This is a genomic window from Nonomuraea harbinensis, from assembly GCF_019396385.1.
GTDB lineage: Bacteria > Actinomycetota > Actinomycetes > Streptosporangiales > Streptosporangiaceae > Nonomuraea > Nonomuraea ferruginea.
On sequence record NZ_JAHKRN010000026.1, the window covers coordinates 14,716 to 33,013 of the forward strand.

At 73.4% G+C, this 18,298-nt stretch carries 21 protein-coding genes; 18 read left to right on the forward strand and 3 right to left on the reverse strand.

The features are described from left to right. Window positions 1–19: 19 nt before the first annotated feature. Together KME79_RS25275 and KME79_RS25280 are read right to left on the reverse strand one after the other, a co-directional pair. Complete coding sequence (locus KME79_RS25275; protein ID WP_308249042.1) at window positions 20–2,113, reverse strand: bifunctional polysaccharide deacetylase/glycosyltransferase family 2 protein; 2,094 nt, start codon at window positions 2,111–2,113, stop codon at window positions 20–22. Window positions 2,114–2,286: 173 nt separating this feature from the next. Continuing rightward, window positions 2,287–2,883 (reverse strand): hypothetical protein, encoded by a 597-nt coding sequence (locus KME79_RS25280; protein ID WP_219546610.1) that lies wholly within the window; start codon window positions 2,881–2,883, stop codon window positions 2,287–2,289. Between the two features lie 124 nt (window positions 2,884–3,007). Between KME79_RS25280 and KME79_RS47490 the strand changes: the two genes are divergently transcribed. The 4 genes from KME79_RS47490 (at window position 3,008) to KME79_RS25295 (ending at window position 5,420) form a co-directional block, all read left to right on the forward strand. Next, window positions 3,008–3,262, forward strand: coding sequence for a hypothetical protein (locus KME79_RS47490; RefSeq protein ID WP_372452467.1), 255 nt, complete (start codon window positions 3,008–3,010; stop codon window positions 3,260–3,262). Continuing rightward, the gene (locus KME79_RS47495; protein WP_372452468.1) at window positions 3,259–3,699 is read left to right on the forward strand and encodes a hypothetical protein; all 441 of its coding nucleotides are present in this window, start codon (window positions 3,259–3,261) and stop codon (window positions 3,697–3,699) included. The genes KME79_RS47490 and KME79_RS47495 overlap by 4 nt, the downstream gene beginning before the upstream one ends. 32 nt (window positions 3,700–3,731) lie before the next feature. After that, window positions 3,732–4,400: a nitroreductase family protein gene (locus KME79_RS25290; RefSeq protein WP_148031486.1), complete on the forward strand. Its 669-nt coding sequence runs from the start codon at window positions 3,732–3,734 to the stop codon at window positions 4,398–4,400. A gap of 111 nt (window positions 4,401–4,511) precedes the next feature. Beyond that, entirely contained in the window at window positions 4,512–5,420 is a 909-nt protein-coding gene (locus KME79_RS25295) for a glycoside hydrolase family protein (RefSeq protein WP_246640425.1), read from the forward strand. Window positions 5,421–5,442: 22 nt separating this feature from the next. On the opposite strand, the gene KME79_RS25300 is transcribed toward KME79_RS25295, so the two are convergent. Then, complete coding sequence (locus KME79_RS25300; protein ID WP_246640426.1) at window positions 5,443–6,438, reverse strand: sulfotransferase family protein; 996 nt, start codon at window positions 6,436–6,438, stop codon at window positions 5,443–5,445. A 54-nt stretch (window positions 6,439–6,492) separates the two neighbouring features. Here KME79_RS25300 and KME79_RS25305 point away from each other — a divergent pair, with 54 nt between their 5' ends. The 14 genes from KME79_RS25305 to KME79_RS25360 all read left to right on the forward strand — a co-directional run bounded on the left by KME79_RS25305 (window position 6,493) and on the right by KME79_RS25360 (window position 18,249). Continuing rightward, window positions 6,493–7,809: a lanthionine synthetase LanC family protein gene (locus tag KME79_RS25305; protein WP_308249043.1), complete on the forward strand. Its 1,317-nt coding sequence runs from the start codon at window positions 6,493–6,495 to the stop codon at window positions 7,807–7,809. 34 nt (window positions 7,810–7,843) lie between these two features. After that, on the forward strand, window positions 7,844–7,969 hold the full coding sequence (locus KME79_RS46500) for a hypothetical protein (RefSeq protein ID WP_271278875.1): 126 nt from the start codon (window positions 7,844–7,846) through the stop codon (window positions 7,967–7,969). Next, a complete protein-coding gene (locus KME79_RS25310; RefSeq protein ID WP_219546612.1) occupies window positions 7,966–8,520 on the forward strand; it encodes an NADPH-dependent FMN reductase in 555 nt (184 codons plus the stop codon). The genes KME79_RS46500 and KME79_RS25310 overlap by 4 nt, the downstream gene beginning before the upstream one ends. 39 nt (window positions 8,521–8,559) lie before the next feature. Continuing rightward, entirely contained in the window at window positions 8,560–9,489 is a 930-nt protein-coding gene (locus tag KME79_RS25315) for a sulfite exporter TauE/SafE family protein (RefSeq protein ID WP_219546613.1), read from the forward strand. Between the two features lie 72 nt (window positions 9,490–9,561). Beyond that, entirely contained in the window at window positions 9,562–9,948 is a 387-nt protein-coding gene (locus tag KME79_RS25320; protein WP_219546614.1) for an RrF2 family transcriptional regulator, read from the forward strand. A 108-nt stretch (window positions 9,949–10,056) separates the two neighbouring features. Further along, window positions 10,057–11,682, forward strand: coding sequence for a TIGR04028 family ABC transporter substrate-binding protein (locus KME79_RS25325; protein WP_219546615.1), 1,626 nt, complete (start codon window positions 10,057–10,059; stop codon window positions 11,680–11,682). Next, complete coding sequence (locus KME79_RS25330; RefSeq protein WP_219546616.1) at window positions 11,683–12,615, forward strand: ABC transporter permease; 933 nt, start codon at window positions 11,683–11,685, stop codon at window positions 12,613–12,615. Then, window positions 12,612–13,409, forward strand: coding sequence for an ABC transporter permease (locus KME79_RS25335; RefSeq protein WP_148031493.1), 798 nt, complete (start codon window positions 12,612–12,614; stop codon window positions 13,407–13,409). The genes KME79_RS25330 and KME79_RS25335 overlap by 4 nt, the downstream gene beginning before the upstream one ends. Continuing rightward, a complete protein-coding gene (locus KME79_RS25340; protein WP_219546617.1) occupies window positions 13,406–14,959 on the forward strand; it encodes a dipeptide ABC transporter ATP-binding protein in 1,554 nt (517 codons plus the stop codon). Before KME79_RS25335 ends, KME79_RS25340 begins: the two co-directional genes overlap by 4 nt. Then, window positions 14,956–15,948 carry a putative FMN-dependent luciferase-like monooxygenase gene (locus KME79_RS25345; protein ID WP_219546618.1) on the forward strand — a complete coding sequence of 331 codons (993 nt, stop codon included), beginning with the start codon at window positions 14,956–14,958 and terminating at the stop codon, window positions 15,946–15,948. The genes KME79_RS25340 and KME79_RS25345 overlap by 4 nt, the downstream gene beginning before the upstream one ends. Then, window positions 15,945–16,529, forward strand: coding sequence for a CMD domain protein (locus KME79_RS45270; RefSeq protein WP_246640427.1), 585 nt, complete (start codon window positions 15,945–15,947; stop codon window positions 16,527–16,529). The genes KME79_RS25345 and KME79_RS45270 overlap by 4 nt, the downstream gene beginning before the upstream one ends. Beyond that, window positions 16,526–17,092, forward strand: coding sequence for an alkylhydroperoxidase domain protein (locus tag KME79_RS45275; RefSeq protein WP_308249044.1), 567 nt, complete (start codon window positions 16,526–16,528; stop codon window positions 17,090–17,092). The genes KME79_RS45270 and KME79_RS45275 overlap by 4 nt, the downstream gene beginning before the upstream one ends. Continuing rightward, complete coding sequence (locus tag KME79_RS25355) at window positions 17,089–17,703, forward strand: VOC family protein (RefSeq protein ID WP_308249045.1); 615 nt, start codon at window positions 17,089–17,091, stop codon at window positions 17,701–17,703. The genes KME79_RS45275 and KME79_RS25355 overlap by 4 nt, the downstream gene beginning before the upstream one ends. A 15-nt stretch (window positions 17,704–17,718) precedes the next feature. Beyond that, window positions 17,719–18,249 (forward strand): OsmC family protein, encoded by a 531-nt coding sequence (locus KME79_RS25360; protein ID WP_219546619.1) that lies wholly within the window; start codon window positions 17,719–17,721, stop codon window positions 18,247–18,249. The last annotated feature ends 49 nt before the right edge of the window (window positions 18,250–18,298 follow it).

Consider the following 18,298-nt stretch of genomic DNA (forward strand, 5'->3'; position numbering starts at 1 on the left):
AAATCTCCCACCGGTGCCGTCACGGCGCCGCGAAAGTGCCCTGCCTGCGCACCGTGTGCCAGCGCAGCCGCACCCCGAGCAGCGCGGTCGCCACCGACTGGAACACCACCAGATACATCAGCTGCCGGTACACCAGCTGCTGCAACGGCAGCACCCACAGCGCCGACACCCGCTCCCGGTCCAGCCGCAGCGCGTACCAGCCCGCCGCGGCCTGCACCACCACGAACCCGGCCCACACCGCCACCGCCGGCAGCGGGTCGCCGACCGCCGTGTGATAGACCGCCATCAGGTCCACCACCGGCGCCAGCAGCGGCAGCAGCACGTGGAACAGCGCCAGGTAACCCAGGCAGCGGCGGCCGAACGGACCCGGCTCGGCCAGCGCGCGGCGGTGCTTCCACATCGCCTGCATCGTGCCGTAGCACCAGCGGTAGCGCTGCCGCCACAGCTGCCCCAGGGTCCCGGGCGCCTCCGTCCACGCCAGCGCCCGCTCCTCGTACACCACCCGCCAGCCCGCCCGGCACAGCGCCATCGTCAGGTCGGTGTCCTCGGCCAGCGTGTCGGTGCTCACCCCGCCGAGCCCGACCAGCGCGCCGCGCCGGAACGCGCCGATCGCCCCCGGCACCGTCGGCATGCAGTCGAGCAGCTCGAACGCGCGCCGGTCCAGGTTGAAGCCGATCACGTACTCGACGTGCTGCCAGCGGCCGATGAGCCCGCGCCGGTTGCCGACCTTGGTGTTGCCGCTCACCGCGCCCACGCGGGGGTCGGCGAGCCGGCGCACGAGATGCCCGATCGTATCCGGCTCGAACACCGTGTCACCGTCGACCATGACGAGGAACTCGTGGCGCGCGTGCCGGATGCCGGTGTTGAGCGCGGCGGCCTTGCCGGCGTTGTCCTGCCTGATCACCCGTACTCCCGGCAGCCGCGGCCCGGCGGCGGCCTCGGCGGTGCGGTCGGTGGAACCGTCGTCCACCACCAGCACCTCCACCGGCCCGGGGTACGCGGTCGCGACGAGCGAGCGCACGGTCGCGGCGATCCCCGCCTCCTCGTTGTACGCGGGCACGATCACGCTCACTCCTGGCGGCCGTTCCCAGGTCAGGGCCGGTCCCGGACCTCGGGAGCGCCGGGCGTGCACCCGGGCCAGCACCACCAGGAGCAGCAGCCGGGCCAGCGTCAGCACGCCGGTGGCGAACAGCACCCACCACAGCGCGTCCGTGAACGCGTTCGCCGCGCGCTGCGCCAGGCCGAGCGCGGCGCCGGCGATCCGCTCCGGCTGCGCGGCTGGCCGGTGCGCCGACGGCATGCCGAGCGCGGAGGTCAGCGTCTCGGCGCGGTAGCCGGCCCGGTCCAGCCGGTCGAGCAGGCGGCCGACGGCCTCGACCGTCTGGGCGCGGTCGCCGCCGGAGTCGTGCATCATCACCACCGCCCCGCGCCCGCCGCGCGGGAACGCGGCCCTGGCGATGCCGGCCGCGCCCGGCCTGCTCCAGTCCTCGGTGTCGAGGTCGGCCAGCGCGATCAGGTAGCCCTCGCGGCCGAGCATCGCCAGGGTGTCCCACTGCTCGCCGGTGATGGCGTCAGGGGTCGAGGAGTACGGCGGGCGGGCCAGCATCGTGTGCAGCCCCGTCGCCCCGGCCAGCGCCTTCTGGGTGAGGTTCAGCTCCAGCTCGGCCCGCCAGGCGGGGACGGCGGACAGGTCGGGATGGGTGTAGGTGTGGTTGCCGATCTCGTGGCCCTCGGCGACGATCCGGCGGGTCAGCTCCGGATGGGCGGCGATCTTCGAGCCGACCGTGAAGAACGTCGCCTTCGCCCCGTGCTTCTTCAGCGCGTCCAGCACGAGCGGCGTCCACGCGGGGTCGGGCCCGTCGTCGAACGTCAGCGCCACCGTGCGGGCCTTCGGGCGGGCGCCGGCCGGCTTGTCCCCGGTCAGGTCGAGCACCGGGCCGCTGCGGCGCACCGGCTCCAGCCACGACGCCGGGTCCCCGCCGCCTCGCTGGGGCCCGGTCTCCCCGACCACGTTCTTGACGAACCCGTCGAGCGTCAGCGCGCACCCCGCCAGCGCCACCCCGGCCAGCAACATCAGCCAGTGCCCCGAAGGCTCCACACCCCGCCCGGCCACCCGCCTCCTGCCCCGCCGCCGCCCACCCCGACGGACCTCACGCCCGTACACCGCACCAGGCACCCGATCCGCCGCCTGCCCGATCGTCCTGCCGAGACCCGGGTCATGTGCCTGCCCCCATCCGGGCGCGGGCGCGCTGTCCGGTTGTGGGACGGGGCGTCTGCGGCGGGGGGTCATGAGGGGGTTCCGGGGGTGGTGGGGTTCCGGGTCTGGGAGGGCTCGTCGCTGGGGTCCGGGGAGGGGGTCGCGGCGGGCTCCGGTTGCTGGGTGGGGGTGGTCTCGCCGGGGGGTGTGGTGTCGCGGGCCGACTCGGGTTCTACGGCCGCGCCCGTGTCCGGGGGCTCGGACGTACGGGACGGCCGCGCGGACGGTGAGGTGGGGCGGGCGGACGGGCTCTTGGCTCGCGTACGGGAGGGCGCGGCGGTGGTGCGCCGTCCGGAGGCGCGCGTGGGCGCTGACCGGGTCGGCGCCCGCCGGGACCTGGACCGGGAAAGGGACGGCTCAGGCTCGGCCTGCTCGCTGGCGGGAGCGGCGTCGTCGGAGTGCGTGCCGCCGGGCGGCGGGCTCGCGTGCCGGCTCGGCCAGCCGCCGGCCGGCAGCGGCGTGTCCGCGAGCACCGCGCCCACGAGCGTCACCGTCGCCGCCAGGGTGAGCGTGCTGACCAGGACCGCCCCCATCGTGAACCACCTCCTCCGCCGGCCGCTGTGGTCGACGAAGACCGCGCCGCTGGGCGGCGAGGGTTGCTCTCGGGCGGGGGTGAGGGGCGACATGGCCTGCTTCTGGGAAACCGGGGGGTGTGGACAGCTGATCATGTATAGACGATCATGCTGACGTCAAGTTGATGCTCGAACACAAGTTCGTAAAAATCAATCCATGTATAACCAGGAGAAATAGTTGACCGACGCTGTCGTGGGCGACCGCGTGCGCGGCCTGTACGCCGACCCCGGCAAGATCCACCAGGTCGACCACACGGGCGAGCACTTCGCGGTCCGCGGCCCGCTCAACGCGCCGCGCCCGCTCCAGGGCCACCCGCTGCTGGTGCAGGCCGGCTCGTCGGAGGACGGCAGGAGTTCGCCGCCCGCCACGCCGAGGCCGTCTTCACCGCGCAGCAGACGCTGGAGGAGGCGCGCGCGTTCTACGCCGACGTGAAGGGCAGGCCGGCCCGTCACGGCAGGCGGCCGGACGAGCTCCTCGTGCTGCCGGAAATCTCGCCGATCATCGGGTCCACCGAGCGTGAGGCGCTGCGCCTGGAGAAGGAGCTGGAGGACCTCGTCATCCCCGCGTACGGGCTCACCCAGGTCTCCCCCATGACCGGCACCGAGCTGACCGAGGACGACCTGGACGGCCCGCTGCCCGACGTGCCGGCCGGCACCGAGGGCGCGCGGAGCCGGCGGCGGCTCGTCGTCGACCTGGCCAGGCGCGAGCGCCTCACGGTCCGCGGGCTCCTCCTTCGTCGACCACGTGGTGCCCGAGCCGCGGTCCAGAGGGCTGTTCCGGCACGAGTACGAGGGGCGCACGCTGCGCTGCACTACGGCCTCGACCGGCCCGCCTCCCGCTACACGGCCAGGCAGGAGGCGCTCGCATGACCTGCGGACGTCGTTTTTGACAGGATGAGATCATGACGATCCTGCCGCTGAGCCCCGACGAGCTGCTCACCACCACCCGCAGCGTCCGCAAGCGTCTCGACCTGCGCCGGCCCGTGCCGGCGGAGCTCGTACGCGAATGCCTGGAGATCGCCCTGCAGGCGCCGAGCGGCGGCAACCGCCAGGGCTGGCACTGGATCGTGGTGACCGATCCCGGCCTGCGCGCCCGGATCGGCGACTACTACGGGCGTTCCGTACGCGCCTACCACGCGTCGGGGTCGTCCGCCGGGAAGCTGTTCCAGGACGACCCGGACCGGGCGGCGACGCAGCGGCGCATCTCCGACAGCTCCGCCTACCTGGGTGAGCACATGGGGGAGGTGCCGGTGCTGGTCATCCCGTGCATCGAGGTGCCCGGCGGCGGGTTCCCCGAGGGAAACCAGGCGGGGCTGTGGGGGTCGCTGCTCCCCGCCGCGTGGAGCTACATGCTCGCGGCGCGGGCGCGCGGCCTCGGCACCGCCTGGACCACCCTGCATCTGGCGTACGAGAGCGAGATCGCCGAGCTGCTCGGCCTGCCGGCGGAGGTCCGGCAGGGCGCCCTCATCCCGACCGCCTACTACACCGGCGACACCTTCAAGCCCGCTCCCCGGGTCCCGCTCGACCAGGTGCTCCATCTGGACGGCTGGTCGCGTCCCGGGCCGTCCTGATCCCGCGCTCCGCGGCCGGTTCTATGGCAAAGTAATCGGAAATACATAGATTGGCCAAGGAGAGGGTGGATCCACATGAGCGCCTCCGGTACGGGGCCTAGTCTCGGGCGCATGCCGATCGATGAGAACGCCGCCGCGGCCTGGCTTCCCGATCCCGCCCGCTCGGTGGTCGCGGTCGTCCCGCCGGGCGCCGGCGACGGCCACTGGGCGGGCGCGCCCTGCGCGGTGGCCGCCGACGGGTTCGTCTACCTCGCCTACCGGCTGCGCAGGCCGGTCGGGGAAGGGCGCGGCCACGCCGTCGTGGTGGCGCGCTCCGCAGGCGGCGAGCGGTTCGAGACCCTGCTGACCATCACCAGGGACGAGATGGACGCCGAGTCCCTGGAGCGCCCGTGGCTGACGACGACGGAGGACGGGCGCTGGCGGCTCTACCTGAGCTGTGCCACCTACGGGAGCAAGCACTGGCGGGTGGAGGTGCTGGAGGCCGCGGCCCCGGCGGCCTTCGACCCCCGGCTGCGCGCCACGGTGCTGCCCGGCGACCCGAAGACCGGGGTCAAGGACCCGGTGATCGTCCGCCGGGGCGGCACCTGGCACCTGTGGGCCTCCTGCCACCCGCTGACCGGGCCGGGGGAGGAGGACCGGATGGTCACCGACTACGCCACCAGTGCCGACGGCCTGGCCTGGACCTGGCACGGCACCGCGCTGACCGGCCGTCCCGGCTGCTGGGACGCGCGCGGCGTCCGGGTGAGCGCGGTCCGTTTCACCGATGACGGCGTGCTCGCCTTCTACGACGGGAGGGCGAGCGCGGCGGAGAACTACGAGGAGCGCACCGGCATCGCGGCCGGGACGGACCCGGCGGCGCTCACCCCGCTCGGGTCCGCGCCGTTCGCCGCCTCGCCGTACGCGGGCGGCGGGCTCCGCTACCTGGACGTGGTCGACCTGCCGGACGGCGGCGTCCGCCTCTACTACGAGTACACCCGCTCCGACGGGGCGCACGAGCTGCGCACCGAGCTGCGGCGCTGACCGGCGTGGCACCGGCCCGTGATCAGCCGATCACCGGGCGGCCGTTGCGGGCCTGGCGCTGGCCGTCCGGCCGCACGCCGACCTGCCCGCCCGAACGCTCCCTGGGGCGCACCCAGTCGCCGAAGTCCTCGCCGGTGACGCGCTGCAGCAGCTCGATGTCGTCGGCGAAGCGCGGGATGAGCTGCTGCCGCTGCTCCCAGGTCAGCGGGCGGCGGGCGGCGGACCGCCGTTGCAGCAGGTGCTCCACCGGCTCCGTCAGCGCCCGCGCCAGCCCGTAGGGGAGCGCGCGGCCGGTGCGGGCCAGCGCCCGCAGGGCCGCGGCGAGCAGCAGGTGCCTGCCGCCCGCGTCCGGGTGCGCGGTCACGTTCTCCCTCGGCGCCTCGGTCAGCAGGCCCTGCTCCACGCCGAGGAAGGCGCAGATGCGGTCCAGCGTGTGCGCCGGCCGGTCGACCAGGTCGCGGTAGCGGAAGACCAGCACCTGCTCGCGCGGGAACAGGGTGAACAGGTGGGCGAGCTGCTCGCCGTACCTGCCCAGCCGGACGTAGTGCCAGAAGTGCGCCCAGCCGGCCGCGACGCGCCGCTCCTCGGCGGCGCACGCGCGCACCACGTCGCCGATCGGCTCCAGCCCCGCCGACCACAGGTGGGTCCAGTTGGAGTGCGCCCGCTCCACCGGGTCGCGCAGGATCGCGATGAGCCGCGCGTGCGGGATCGCCGCGTGGATGCGGCGCTGCGCGTCCAGGTCGTAGAGGTAGAAGGGGGTGGCCTCGCCGCGCGCCGCGCCCGGCGGCGCGGCGGCGAACAGCGCCTCGTAGTCGGCTCTGCGCCACACGTGCTCCCGGTAGGTCTGCTGGTCGCCGGGCCCGCCGCGGTCCGGCGGCGGGCCGTCCGTGAGGAAGAACTTGGGTTCCTTCACGGGCGGCAGGTAGAGCCCGGGGTGCTCGCGGAGCGCGGCGTGCAGGGCGGTGGTCCCGGCCTTCGGAGCGCCGATCACCAGGAAGTCCGGCAGGGGCATCGTCATCGTCCTTCCGTCGGTAACCTTATTTTCCTACCAAAAGTATGGGATAATCTAGCCGTGAGCCTGGATGAGATGCGCCCGCAGAGAACCAGGGCCGACTCCCCGCTGACCGCCGCCATCTCGGCGGGCCGGTGGATCCGTTCCGCCGCCGTGGACGACGGCCACGGCAGGCACTGGCTGGCCAACCCCGACGCGCGCGGCAGATCGGCCGTCACCCCGGAGTCGTCCTCCCTCTATTCGGGAGCGGCCGGCATCGTGCTGTTCTTCCTGGAACTGGCCGCCGCCACCGGGCACGAGGCGTACCTGGAGGACGCCCGGGCCGGCGCCCGCAGGCTCGCCGCCACCTGGCGCGAGCAGCGCGACCCCACCCTGTACCACGGGCTGACCGGCACCATGGTCGCGCTCATGGAGGCCGGGTGGGCGCTCGGTGACGACCTGTTCGAGGTGGAGGCGGCGGCCATCGCCGACGAACTCGTCCGCAGAGGGCGCGAAGGCGGCGACGGCGTCGGCTGGTCCCGCGAGCCGGCCCAGCGCGGCGACGGCGGCATCGTCCTCGGCCTGCTGCGCGCCGCCGCCCACTTCGGCGCGCCCGCGTACGAGGAGGCGGCCGTCGAGGCCGGGCTGCGCATCGCCGCGCTGCCCGTGCCGGGCCACCGCTTCGGCGCCTGCGCCGACCTGCCGCTGGACGCGGTCACGCCGGGCTTCCTGGCCGGCACCGCGGGCACCGCCTTCCTGCTCGCCCGCCTGTACGGGGTGACGGGGGAGGAGGTCTTCCTCCGGGCCGCGCGCCGGGGCGCCGGCTTCGTCCGCGAGCTCAGCGTCGTGACCGGTCAGTGCGCGGTCGTCCCGCACCACGTGCCGCAGGCCAGGCAGCTGCACTACCTCGGCTTCTGCTCGGGGTCGGCCGGCGTGGCGCGGATGTTCTACGAGCTGCACCGGGTGGACGGCGACCCGGGCGACCTGGAGTGGGTGGAGCGGCTCGCGAACGGCGTGGTGCGGAGCGGAGTGCCGCGCCGCCGCACCGACGGGTACTGGAACGTGGCCTGCCAGTGCTGCGGCACGGCGGGCCTGGTCGAGCTCTTCGTCGGCCTGTGGGCGGCGACCGGGCGGCGCGCGCACCTGACCTTCGCCCGCTCGCTGGCCGACGACCTGATCAGCCGGGCCACCGACCACGACGGGCGGGGCTACCGCTGGTATCAGGCCTACCGGCGGCTGCGGCCCGCCGAGGTGACGGCCGACACCGGTTACCTGGTCGGCGGGGCCGGCATCGGGGCCGCGCTGCTCCATCTGGACGCCGTCGAGCACGCGCGGCGCGTCATCCTCCTCCCCGACAACCCGTTCCCCGCCATCCCGGTGCCGCCCGCGGCCCTATAGCGCGTATTTCATGTATTTCAGATAGGAATAACTCATGCCAGAGCACGACTACCCCGGCGACGTCCACTGGTACGACCTGCCGGACGACGAAGTGGAGCTCGACGAGGCCCCCGCGCCCCGGAGCCGGCTGAGCCGCCTCATCCCCTGGAGGGCCGCATGAGCCTCGTCGTCCTGGTCGGCAACCCCCGGGAGGGCTCCCGTACGCGCGGCGTGGCCGTCGAGGCCGCGCTGGCGGTCGGGGAGCGGGTCGGCCTGCCGGCGCCGCACGACGTCATCGACCTGGCGGGACTAGGTCCGCACCTGCTGTCGCCGATCCCGTCGGCCGACGTGGAGGTGGCGCTGGAACTGGTCGCCGAGGCGAGCGTGCTGGTGGTGGCCAGTCCCACCTACAAGGGCACCTACACCGGCCTGCTCAAGGCGTTCCTGGACCGGCTCCCGCCCCGGGCCCTGGCCGGCACGGTCGCGCTGCCGCTGCTGGTCATGGGGGATCCGGCCCACTCGCTGGCGGTGGAGGTCCACCTGCGGCCGCTGCTGGTGGAGCTGGGCGCCACCGTGCCCACCCCTGGCCTGGCCGTGCTGGAGTCCCGGCTGCCCGATCTTCCGGAGATCCTCGCGGGCTGGGCGGAGCGGGTCGCGCCCCAAGCCAGTTATCCAGTCCAAGAAAGTAGGGATTTAGGGCTTGACCGAGCCCCGTCCCTGCTTCAGGATTAACCCTACAAGTTAAGTAGGATTTATCGGAAAGGGTCGATCGTGCGAGCACTCCTCCTGCTCGGGCTGGTCGGTTTCGCGGCCCAGCTCGTCGACGGAAGCCTGGGCATGGCCTATGGCGTCACCTCCACCACACTGCTTCTGGCGATCGGCACCAACCCCGCCGCGGCCTCGGCGACCGTGCACCTGGCCGAGATCGGCACCACGCTGGCCTCGGGCATCTCCCATTGGCGCTTCGGCAACATCGACTGGAAGGTCGTCGGCAAGATCGGCGTACCGGGCGCGATCGGCGCGTTCGCCGGCGCGACGTTCCTGTCCAGCCTCTCGACCGAGGTGGCGGCCCCGGTCATGTCGCTCATCCTGCTGACCCTGGGCGTCTACATCCTGGTCCGCTTCACCGCCTACGGGCTGCCTCGGGGCAACCTGGGCAAGCCGCTGCGCAAGCGGTTCCTGGCCCCGCTCGGACTGGTCGCCGGGTTCGTGGACTCGACCGGTGGCGGCGGCTGGGGCCCGGTGGGCACCCCCGCCATCCTGGCCAGCGGCCGGCTGGCGCCGCGCAAGGTGATCGGGTCGATCGACGCCTCGGAGTTCCTGGTGGCGATCGCGGCCAGCGTGGGCTTCCTCGTCGGCATCGGCTCGGAGAACATCGACTTCGCCTGGGTGGCCGTGCTGCTGGCCGGCGGCGTGATCGCCGCGCCGATCGCCGCGTGGCTGGTCCGCCACATCCCGCCGCGCATCCTCGGCTCGGCGGTGGGCGGCCTCATCATCCTGACCAACGTGCGCACGCTGCTGCGCAGCGACTGGATCGACGCCTCCGGCGGCGTGCAGACCGTCGCCTTCCTGGCCATCGCCATCCTCTGGGCCGGCGCGATCACCTACTCGGTGCGCGAGTACCGCAAGGACAAGGCCAACGAGTCGGTCGACGCGTACGAGGCCGAGCTCCGCAAGGAGGAGCCCACCGCCTCCGCCTGACCCACCGGACCGCCCGCAGGGCCCGGCCCCCGCCTCCGGGAGCCGGGCCCTTTCCGACCAGCACGGGAATCCATGAGAATCTCCGCACGCACCCAGTACGCCCTCGCCGCCATGGTCGCCCTCGCGGAGGCCGGCGGCCCGGTGCACGCCGAGCGGGTCGCCGACTCGCAGGAGATCCCCCGCAGGTTCTGCGACAACATCCTGCTCCAGCTGCGCCGCGCCGGCCTGCTGCACAGTCAGCGCGGGCCCGACGGCGGCTACTGGCTCGCCCGGCCCGCCGCCGAGATCTCCCTGGCCGACGTCATCCGCGTGACCGAGGGGGTCGAGCAGGCCACCCGGCAGTTCCCCCGGGCGGCCGCGCCCCTGGACGCGATCTGGGCCCGCCTGCGCGACCACGAGAACTCCCTGCTCAGCGAGGTCACCCTCGCGGACGTCATGGCCCGGTCCGCGCCCTCCTAGAGCGGCCATGCCCACTTACCCGAGGGCACCCCCGTGGCTATTCCATGGTTTTCCAGTAGGTTATACTTGGTTCTATCCCGTTCCGTTCCCTCGAAGGGCGATTTCCCCATGTCACGATCCAGACTGCGATCCACAGCCGTGGCCGGCGCCGCCATGCTCGCCGTCGTGGGGCTGCTCGGCGCCTGTGGCGGTGCGGGCCCCGCCGGGGCGGCCAGGGCGGCGGGCGAGCCGGTCTACGGCGGCACCCTCACCTACCTGGAGCACCAGCCGCCGACCTGCCTCTACCTGCCGGCCGCGGGCTTCTATCCCAACGGCGGCATCCTCAACCAGATCACCGACAAGCTCACCTGGCAGAACCCGGAAACCCTGGAGATCGAGCCGTGGATCGCCACCAGGTGGGAGGTGAGCGAGGACGCCACCTCCTACACCTTCCACCTGCGCGACGGCGTGACGTTCAGCGACGGCACCCCGCTCGACGCGGAGGCCGTCGCGGCCAACTTCGACGTGTACGGCCTCGGCGACGAGAAGCTGAAGCTCCCGGTGGCCGAGTTCGTCAACAACTACGAGCGCAGCGAGGTCGTCGACCGGCTGACCGTGCGGTTCCACTTCGCCAAGCCCTCGCCCGGCTTCCTCCAGGGCACCTCCGTCATCGGCGCGGGCCTGGTCTCCAAGAAGACCATCTCGCTGCCGTACGAGGAGCAGTGCCAGCTCAAGAACATCGCCGGCTCCGGCCCCTTCACCGTCAGGCACCAGGTCGTCGACAAGGAGGTGCGCCTGGCCGCCCGCGAGGACTACGACTGGGCGCCGCCCTCCTCCGAGCACCAGGGCCGGGCGTACCTGGACGAGATCAAGATAATCGTGACGCCGGAGGACAACGTTCGCGTCGGCGCCCTCACCTCTGGGCAGGCCGACTTCGTGCGATACGTCCAGGCGTACGATGAGGAGACCGTCAAGAGCGCCGGCTTCACCATCTACGCCGAGCCCACCAGAGGCGTCAACAACGGCCTCTACCTGCGGCCGGGCAACAGCATCCTGAAGGACCCCGACGTCCGCCAGGCCCTGCTGGCGGGCACCGACGCCCGCGAGGTCGTCGACACCCTGTTCACGCCGAGCTACCCGGTCGCCACCTCGGTGCTCAGCCACCTCGCCCAGGGCTACGTGGACCTGTCGCCGCGGCTCGCCCACGACCCGGACAAGGCCAACGCGCTGCTCGACAAGGCCGGCTGGGCCCGCGGCGCCGACGGCGTCCGCGAGAAGGACGGCAGGAAGCTGCGGCTCGGCGTCTTCGTCGCCGGCCCGCAGCCGCTGTCGAAGCAGACGCTGGAGCTGATCGGCCAGCAGTGGGCCGAGCTCGGGGTCAAGCTGGAGATCCGCCCCGCCGACGCCGGCACCCAGGCCGTCGACATCAAGGACGCCGAGAAGACGCCCCTGCAGCACTCCATGGTGGGCCGCGCCGACCAGGACGTCATCAAGAGCCACTTCCACAGCGAGAACCGCGACGCCATCCTGTCCGACGACGAGAAGCTCGACCGGCTGCTGGCCGAGCAGTCCGCCGAGCCCGACGTCGCCGCGCGCAACGCCAAGGTGGGCGAGATCCAGCGTTACGTGATCGACCAGGCCTACGCCATCCCCCTGTTCGAGGAGCCGCAGGTCTACGGCGGCGCCCCGCACGTGCACGGGATCGCCTTCGAGGCCGTGGCCAGGCCCTGGTTCTACGCGACCTGGAAAAGCTAGATGACCAGATACGTCATGTTCAGGGCAGGTCAGGCGGTCCTCGTGCTGTGGGCGGCCTTCACCGCCGCGTACGTCCTGCTGCGGCTGCTGCCCGGCGACTCCATCCTGATCAAGTTCCAGAACCCCGAACTGGGGCTGTCGCCGCAGCAGATCGCGGAGATCCGCGCCCACTACGACGGCGGCGCCTCCGCCCTGGCGACCTACCTCGACACCCTGTCCGGCTTCCTGCGCGGCAGCCTCGGCTACTCGATCGACACCGGCACGCCGGTGACCGAGCGGCTGGCCGAGGCGCTGCCGGAGACGGCCAAACTGGCCTCCGCCGGATTCGGGCTGGCGGTGCTCATCGCGGTCGCCATCGCCTTCGCGGCCGCCTCCAGCAGGTCCTCGTGGATCAGGGGCGCGCTGCTGTCGGTGCCGTCGCTGTTCGTGTCCGTGCCGGTGTTCTGGCTGGGCATCCTGCTCATCCAGGTGTTCTCGTTCCGGCTCGGCCTGGTGCCCGTCATCGGCGGCAGCGCGGCCCAGCAGCTCATCCTGCCGGTGCTGACCCTCGCGGTGCCCATCTCGGCGCCGATCGCCCAGGTCCTCGCCCGCGCCGTCGACCAGGTCAGGGCCCAGCCGTTCGTCCCCGTGGTGGCGGCCAAGGGCGCCTCGCGGCAGTGGATCCTGTGGCGGCACGTCGCACGCAACGCGACACTGCCCGCCCTCACCATGGCGGGGCTCGTCTTCGGCGAGCTCATCGCCGGCTCCGTCGTCACCGAGACGGTGTTCGGCCGCAACGGCATCGGCCGGCTCACCGAGCAGGCCGTCAACGCGCAGGACACGCCGGTGATGCTCGCCGTCGTGGTGCTCGCCGCCGTCGTTTTCGTGCTCGTCAACCTGGTCGTCGACCTGCTCTACCCGGTGCTCGACCCGCGGCTGAAGGCGGCGCCGTGAACCGCGTCGGCCTCGGGCTCGCCGCCGCCTGGCTGGTGATCGCCGTCGCGCTGCTCTGGGCCGTCGTCCCGGGACTGTTCACCGGCTACGACCCGATCGCGGGCGTGCCGGCCGAGAAGCTGCGGCCGCCGGGCGGACCGCACCTGTTCGGCACCGACCCGGTGGGCCGTGACCTGTTCGCCCGCGTGGTGCACGGCTCGGCGCACTCGCTGTCGGGAGCGTTCACCGCCGTCGCCGTCGGCCTCCTGCTCGGCACCCTGCTCGGGGTGCTGGCCGGCTCGGCCGGCGGGCTGGCCGACGACGCCATCATGCGGCTGGTCGACGTCCTGCTGTCGGTCCCGGGCCTGCTCCTGGCGCTCACGGTGATCATCCTGCTCGGTCCCGGCACGGTCAACGTGGCCATCGCGGTCGGCGTCGGATCGGTCGCGGCCTTCGCCCGCCTCACCCGGTCCGAGGTGGTACGGGTGCGCCGCACCGACTATGTGGAGGCCGCGTTCGGCAGCGGCGGACGCTACCCGGCCGTGCTCTGGCGGCACGTGCTGCCCAACTCGCTCGGGCCGGTCGTCGCCCTGGCCGCGCTGCAGTTCGGCCTGGCCATCCTCGCCATCTCCACGCTCGGCTTCCTCGGCTACGGCGCCGAGCCGCCCACCCCCGAATGGGGGCTGCTCATCGCGGAAGGACGCAACTACCTGGCGACGTCGTGGTGGCTGACCACGCTGCCGGGCGCCGTCGTGGTCGCCGTCGTGCTCGCGGCCGGCCGGATCAGCCGCTCGATCGGGAAGGACACCCCATGAGCCTGCTCGACGTACGCGATCTCGCCGTCTCCTACGACGGGCGGCGCGCGGTGGAGGGCATCTCGTTCACCGTCGATCCGGGCGAGGTCGTGGCCCTCGTCGGCGAGTCGGGCTCCGGCAAGTCGACCACCGCGCACGCCGTCATCGGCCTGCTGCCCGGCAACGCCACCGTCGACCGGGGGCGGATCCTGCTCGGCGACGCCGACCTGGCGACCTGGTCCGCGCGGCGGATGGAGGCGCTGCGCGGCGCCCAGATCGGCCTGGTGCCGCAGGACCCGGCCAACTCGCTGAACCCCGTCAAGACCATCGGCGCCCAGGTCGGCGAGGTCATGCGCATCCACGGACGGGGAGACCGGTGGGAGATCCGGCGGCAGGTCGTCGAGCTGCTCACCCGCGTCGGGCTGCCCGACCCCGAGACGCGGGCCCGCCAGTACCCGCACGAGCTGTCCGGCGGCATGCGCCAGCGGGTGCTCATCGCCATCGCGATCGCCCTGCGGCCCAGGCTCGTCATCGCCGACGAGCCGACCAGCGCGCTGGACGCCACCGTGCAGCGGCGCATCCTGGACCTCGTCGACGACCTGCGCGCCGAGTTCGGCACGGCCGTGCTGCTGGTGACGCACGACCTCGGCGTGGCCGCCTCCCGCTCCGACCGGCTCGTCGTCATGAAGGCCGGCCGCGTCGAGGAGCAGGGCCACACGGCCGCCGTCCTCGCCGCCCCCGAGGCCGCGTACACGGCGAAGCTCCTGCGGGACGCGCCCGCCCTGTCCGTACGCGAGTACCGCGAGGCGGAGCCGGCCCCGCGCGAGCCCGCGATCGTGCTCCACGACCTGGTCAAGGAGTTCCGGCTCGGCCGGCGGCCGTTCCGCGCCGTGGACCGGGTCTCCTTCGAGGTGCCGCGCGGCACCACCCACGCGCTGGTGGGGGAGTCCGGTTCCGGCAAGACCACCACGGCGCGCATGGTGGTGCGCTTCACCGAGCCCACCTCCGGCACCGTGACGATCCCCGGAGCCGGCGAGGGCCGCCGGTTCCGCCGCCACGTGCAGCTCGTCCACCAGAACCCGTACGGCTCGCTCGACCCGCGCCAGTCCGTGGCCGAGATCGTCGCCGAGCCGCTGCGCAACTTCCGGCTTGGCGACCGCGCGGCCCGCGCTGCCCGGGTCGCCGAGCTGCTGGACCGGGTGGCGCTGCCGCGCGACCTGGCCGGGCGCCGGCCCAGGGAACTCTCGGGCGGCCAGCGCCAGCGGGTCGCCATCGCCCGCGCGCTGGCCGTCGAGCCTGGCGTGCTCGTCCTCGACGAGGCCGTCTCCGCCCTCGACGTCACCGTGCAGGCCCAGATCCTCGACCTGCTCGAACAGCTCCAGCGGGACCTGGGGCTGACCTACCTGTTCATCTCGCACGACCTCGCCGTCGTGCGGCAGATCTCGCACACCGTCTCCGTCATGAGCGAAGGACGAATCGTGGAATCAGGCACCACCCGGCAGGTCTTCACCGAGCCCGGCGCCCCCTACACCCGTGAGCTGCTCGCCGCGATCCCGGAGCCGGTGCGATGAGGCTCGGATTCTTCACCCGGCTGCTCGACGACGTGCCGCCGGGTGAGCGCTACCGGCTCGCCGCCGAGCAGATCCGGCACGCCGAGGCCGCCGGCTTCGACACCGCCTGGGTCGCCCAGCACCACTTCGACGGCGACGAGGGCGGCCTGCCCGCGCCCCTGGTCCTCCTCGGCCACGTGGCCGCCACTACCAGCCGCATCCGGCTCGGCACCGGCATCATCACGCTGCCGCTCGAACACCCGGTGCGGGTGGCCGAGGACACCGCCGTGCTCGACCAGCTGACCGGCGGCCGGCTCGAGGTCGGGGTGGGCAGCGGCGGCACGCCCACGTCGTTCGCCCCGTTCGGCCACGACAGCGCCGACCGGGCCGCCCTCTACGCCGAGCACCTCGCCGTGCTCATCGCCGCCTGGTCCGGCGCGGACCTGGGCGGCGGCAACCGGCTCTACCCGCCGGCGCCGCGACTGCCCGGCGCGGTCTGGGAGGCGACGTTCTCCGCCGCCGGCGGCGCCCGCGCGGGCCGGGCCGGGCACGGGCTCATGCTCTCCCGCACCCAGCCCAGGCCCGCCGACCGGCCGCAGGCGACCCTCGCGGAGATCCAGCGGCCCATCGTCGACGCGTACCACGACAACCTGCCGCCCGGCGTTGTCCCGCGGATCATGGCGTCACGGACCGCGTTCGTGGCCGACAGCAGGGCCGAGGCGCTGCGCTGGGCCGAACGCGGGCTCGGCCGCGGCAGGCTGCCGTTCGAGCTGCCGGACGGCGGCCTCGACACCCGGATCGCCGCCTTCGACGTGCACGTCGGCACCCCGCAGGACGTCATCGACAGCCTGCGCGCCGACCCGACCCTCGACCGGGCGACCGACCTGGTCCTCCAGGTCCACTCGGTCGACCCGCCGCACCCTCTCATCCTCCGCTCCATCGAGCTCCTCGCGACCGAGGTCGCCCCGGCGCTCGGCTGGACCCCCGCCCAGGAAGCGAGCCGCACATGACCGCCGACGTCATCGACCATCTGGCCGGGGTCGCGCCCGGGTCGCCGCTCGACGGGCTGCGTCGCCGGCGGCCCGCCGCCCGTGAGCACGCCCAGTGCTCCTTCGACGCGCTGTTCGCGCCCGGCTCGGAGACCGAGGTCACGCTCGTCGAACGGGACGCGGTCGCGGCCTTCGTGGCCGGGCTGCACCGTGACGACCCCGCCGTCCGCTTCTACGCCGAGCGCCTGGCCGAGCTGGCGCCTCGCCTGGCGGACACCGTACGGGCCGAGACCGCGGCCGGACTCACCACCGGACCGTACGGGATCGACCCCGCCCTGCCCGCCGACGGCGCCGAGGGACTCCGCTATCGCGTACGGAACCCCGGCGCGCTGGGTGTCCGCCTCACCGCGGCGTTCGAGCACACCCACCTGCTCGTGTTCCGGCCGCGCGAGGCGAGCCGGGAAGCGCTCGGCGCGCTGGTGAAGGCGGGCTGGAGCACCACCGGCATCGTGACACTCTCACAGCTCGTCGCCTTCCTCAGCTTCCAGATCCGGGTAGCGGCCGGGCTGCGGCTGCTCGGCCGTACGGGGGTGGCGGCGTGAGCGGTTTCACGCTGGAGCGGCTCGGGTGGGCGCCGTGGCTGGCGCCGCTGAGCGCGGAGGAGCTGACCGACGAGCACCATGAGGCGCTGGTCGACCGGGCGCGCGCCGCGTCGCCGTACTTCCTGCTGCTCGCACGTGACCCGCACGTGCTGCAGGCGCGCACGCACACCGACAACGACATCTTCCACAACACCGACGGCGGGCTGCCGCGGGCCGAGCGTGAGCTGGCGGCCACCGCCACGTCGCGCCGCAACGGGTGCGTGTTCTGCGCGTCGGTGCACGCGCGGTTCGCCGCCCACTACGCCAAGCGGCCGGACGACGTGCGGCGGCTGCTCGACGAGGGCGTGCACGCCCCGCAGGACGGCAGATGGCGGGCGATCATCGACGCCTCGGTGGCGGTCGCGGCCACCCCGGGCGAGCTCGGCGCGGCCCACGTCGAGGCGCTGCGCGCGGCCGGCCTCGACGACCTGGCCATCAGCGACGTCATCCACGCCGCCGCGTTCTTCAACTGGGCCAACAGGCTCATGCTCTCGCTCGGCGAACCCGTCAAGGAGGACCAGTGACCATCGACCACCTCGTCTACGCGGTGCCCGACCTGAAGGAGGGCGTCGCCGCCTTCGCCGCGCTGACCGGCGTCGAACCGGTGGCGGGCGGCAGCCATCCCGGCGGCACGGCCAACCACCTCGTCGGCCTCGGCTCCGGCCGCTACCTGGAGATCATCGGCCCCGACCCGGACCAGCCGGGCGCCCGGCCGCGCGCGTTCGGCCTGGAGAACCTGCGTGAACCCCGCCTGGCCGCCTGGGCGATCAGGCCGGACGACCTCGACGAGGCCGTCCGGAGGGCGCGCGAGAAGGGTTACGACCCCGGCGAGGTCCAGCCGCTGTCCCGGCGCACCCCCGGCGGCGTCCTGCTGGAGTGGCGGCTCACCAGGCGGGACGATCCGGCGGCGGTCAGGCCGGTGCCGTTCCTCATCGACTGGGGCGGCACCCCGCACCCGGCGGACTCCGGGCTGCCACAGCTGGAGCTGGAATCCCTGACCGCCTCCCACCCCGACCCGGACGCCCTCCGCCGCGACCTCGCCGCCGTCGGCGCCCCGCTCGACGTCACACAAGGCCCCGAGCCTGCGCTCCGCGCCGTCCTCACCACCCCGCTCGGCCCCATCACCCTGCACTGAACCGGAAACGAGAGCATGAGCACCCTTCGCGAGTACCTGTCCCAGAAGCGCGCCGCCCTGCTGGCCCGCCGCGCCGCCCCGGCCAGTGGCCCGGTGCCCCTCCACGCGCACGTCACGGCCGAGGGCCGGAGCGGCGTGCGGCGCATCCGCATCCGCGACCACCGGATCCTCAGCGACAGCGGCCCCGACTTCGCCGGCTACGACCTCGGCCCCGGGTCACCGGAGCTGCAGGCGGGCGTGCTGGGCAGTTGCGTCACGCACATCTTCCTGATCAAGGCGGCCGAGCTGGAAGTGCCTCTGGACGCCCTGGAGGTGGACGTACGGGCCTCGTACGATCCCAGAGCCCAGCAACCGGGCGAGAGCGGTGTCCCGGTCCACCCGTACGACTTCCGCTACGAGGTGCTGATCGACTCGCCCGCCTCCGACGAGGAACTGGACCGGCTGCACGCCGAGGTGGAGCGCGTGTGCCCCATACTCAACCTGCTCCGCGCCCCACAGCAGATCACCGGCACGATCGTACGATCACACCCCACCGCGGCGGCATGACCATCTCTACGCCGCCTCACCCGGGCGGCCCACGACCGTGAGATCGGCA

Bases quoted from the DNA above. Each gene is read 5' to 3' on its own strand.
- KME79_RS25280 (WP_219546610.1), bottom strand. From the start codon at position 2,883: ATGTCGCCCCTCACCCCCGCCCGAGAGCAACCCTCGCCGCCCAGCGGC.
- KME79_RS25290 (WP_148031486.1), top strand. From the start codon at position 3,732: ATGACGATCCTGCCGCTGAGCCCCGACGAGCTGCTCACCACCACCCGC.
- KME79_RS25295 (WP_246640425.1), top strand. From the start codon at position 4,512: ATGCCGATCGATGAGAACGCCGCCGCGGCCTGGCTTCCCGATCCCGCC.
- KME79_RS25300 (WP_246640426.1), bottom strand. From the start codon at position 6,438: ATGACGATGCCCCTGCCGGACTTCCTGGTGATCGGCGCTCCGAAGGCC.
- KME79_RS46500 (WP_271278875.1), top strand. From the start codon at position 7,844: ATGCCAGAGCACGACTACCCCGGCGACGTCCACTGGTACGACCTGCCG.
- KME79_RS25310 (WP_219546612.1), top strand. From the start codon at position 7,966: ATGAGCCTCGTCGTCCTGGTCGGCAACCCCCGGGAGGGCTCCCGTACG.
- KME79_RS25320 (WP_219546614.1), top strand. From the start codon at position 9,562: ATGAGAATCTCCGCACGCACCCAGTACGCCCTCGCCGCCATGGTCGCC.
- KME79_RS25325 (WP_219546615.1), top strand. From the start codon at position 10,057: ATGTCACGATCCAGACTGCGATCCACAGCCGTGGCCGGCGCCGCCATG.
- KME79_RS25330 (WP_219546616.1), top strand. From the start codon at position 11,683: ATGACCAGATACGTCATGTTCAGGGCAGGTCAGGCGGTCCTCGTGCTG.
- KME79_RS25340 (WP_219546617.1), top strand. From the start codon at position 13,406: ATGAGCCTGCTCGACGTACGCGATCTCGCCGTCTCCTACGACGGGCGG.
- KME79_RS25345 (WP_219546618.1), top strand. From the start codon at position 14,956: ATGAGGCTCGGATTCTTCACCCGGCTGCTCGACGACGTGCCGCCGGGT.
- KME79_RS45270 (WP_246640427.1), top strand. From the start codon at position 15,945: ATGACCGCCGACGTCATCGACCATCTGGCCGGGGTCGCGCCCGGGTCG.
- KME79_RS25360 (WP_219546619.1), top strand. From the start codon at position 17,719: ATGAGCACCCTTCGCGAGTACCTGTCCCAGAAGCGCGCCGCCCTGCTG.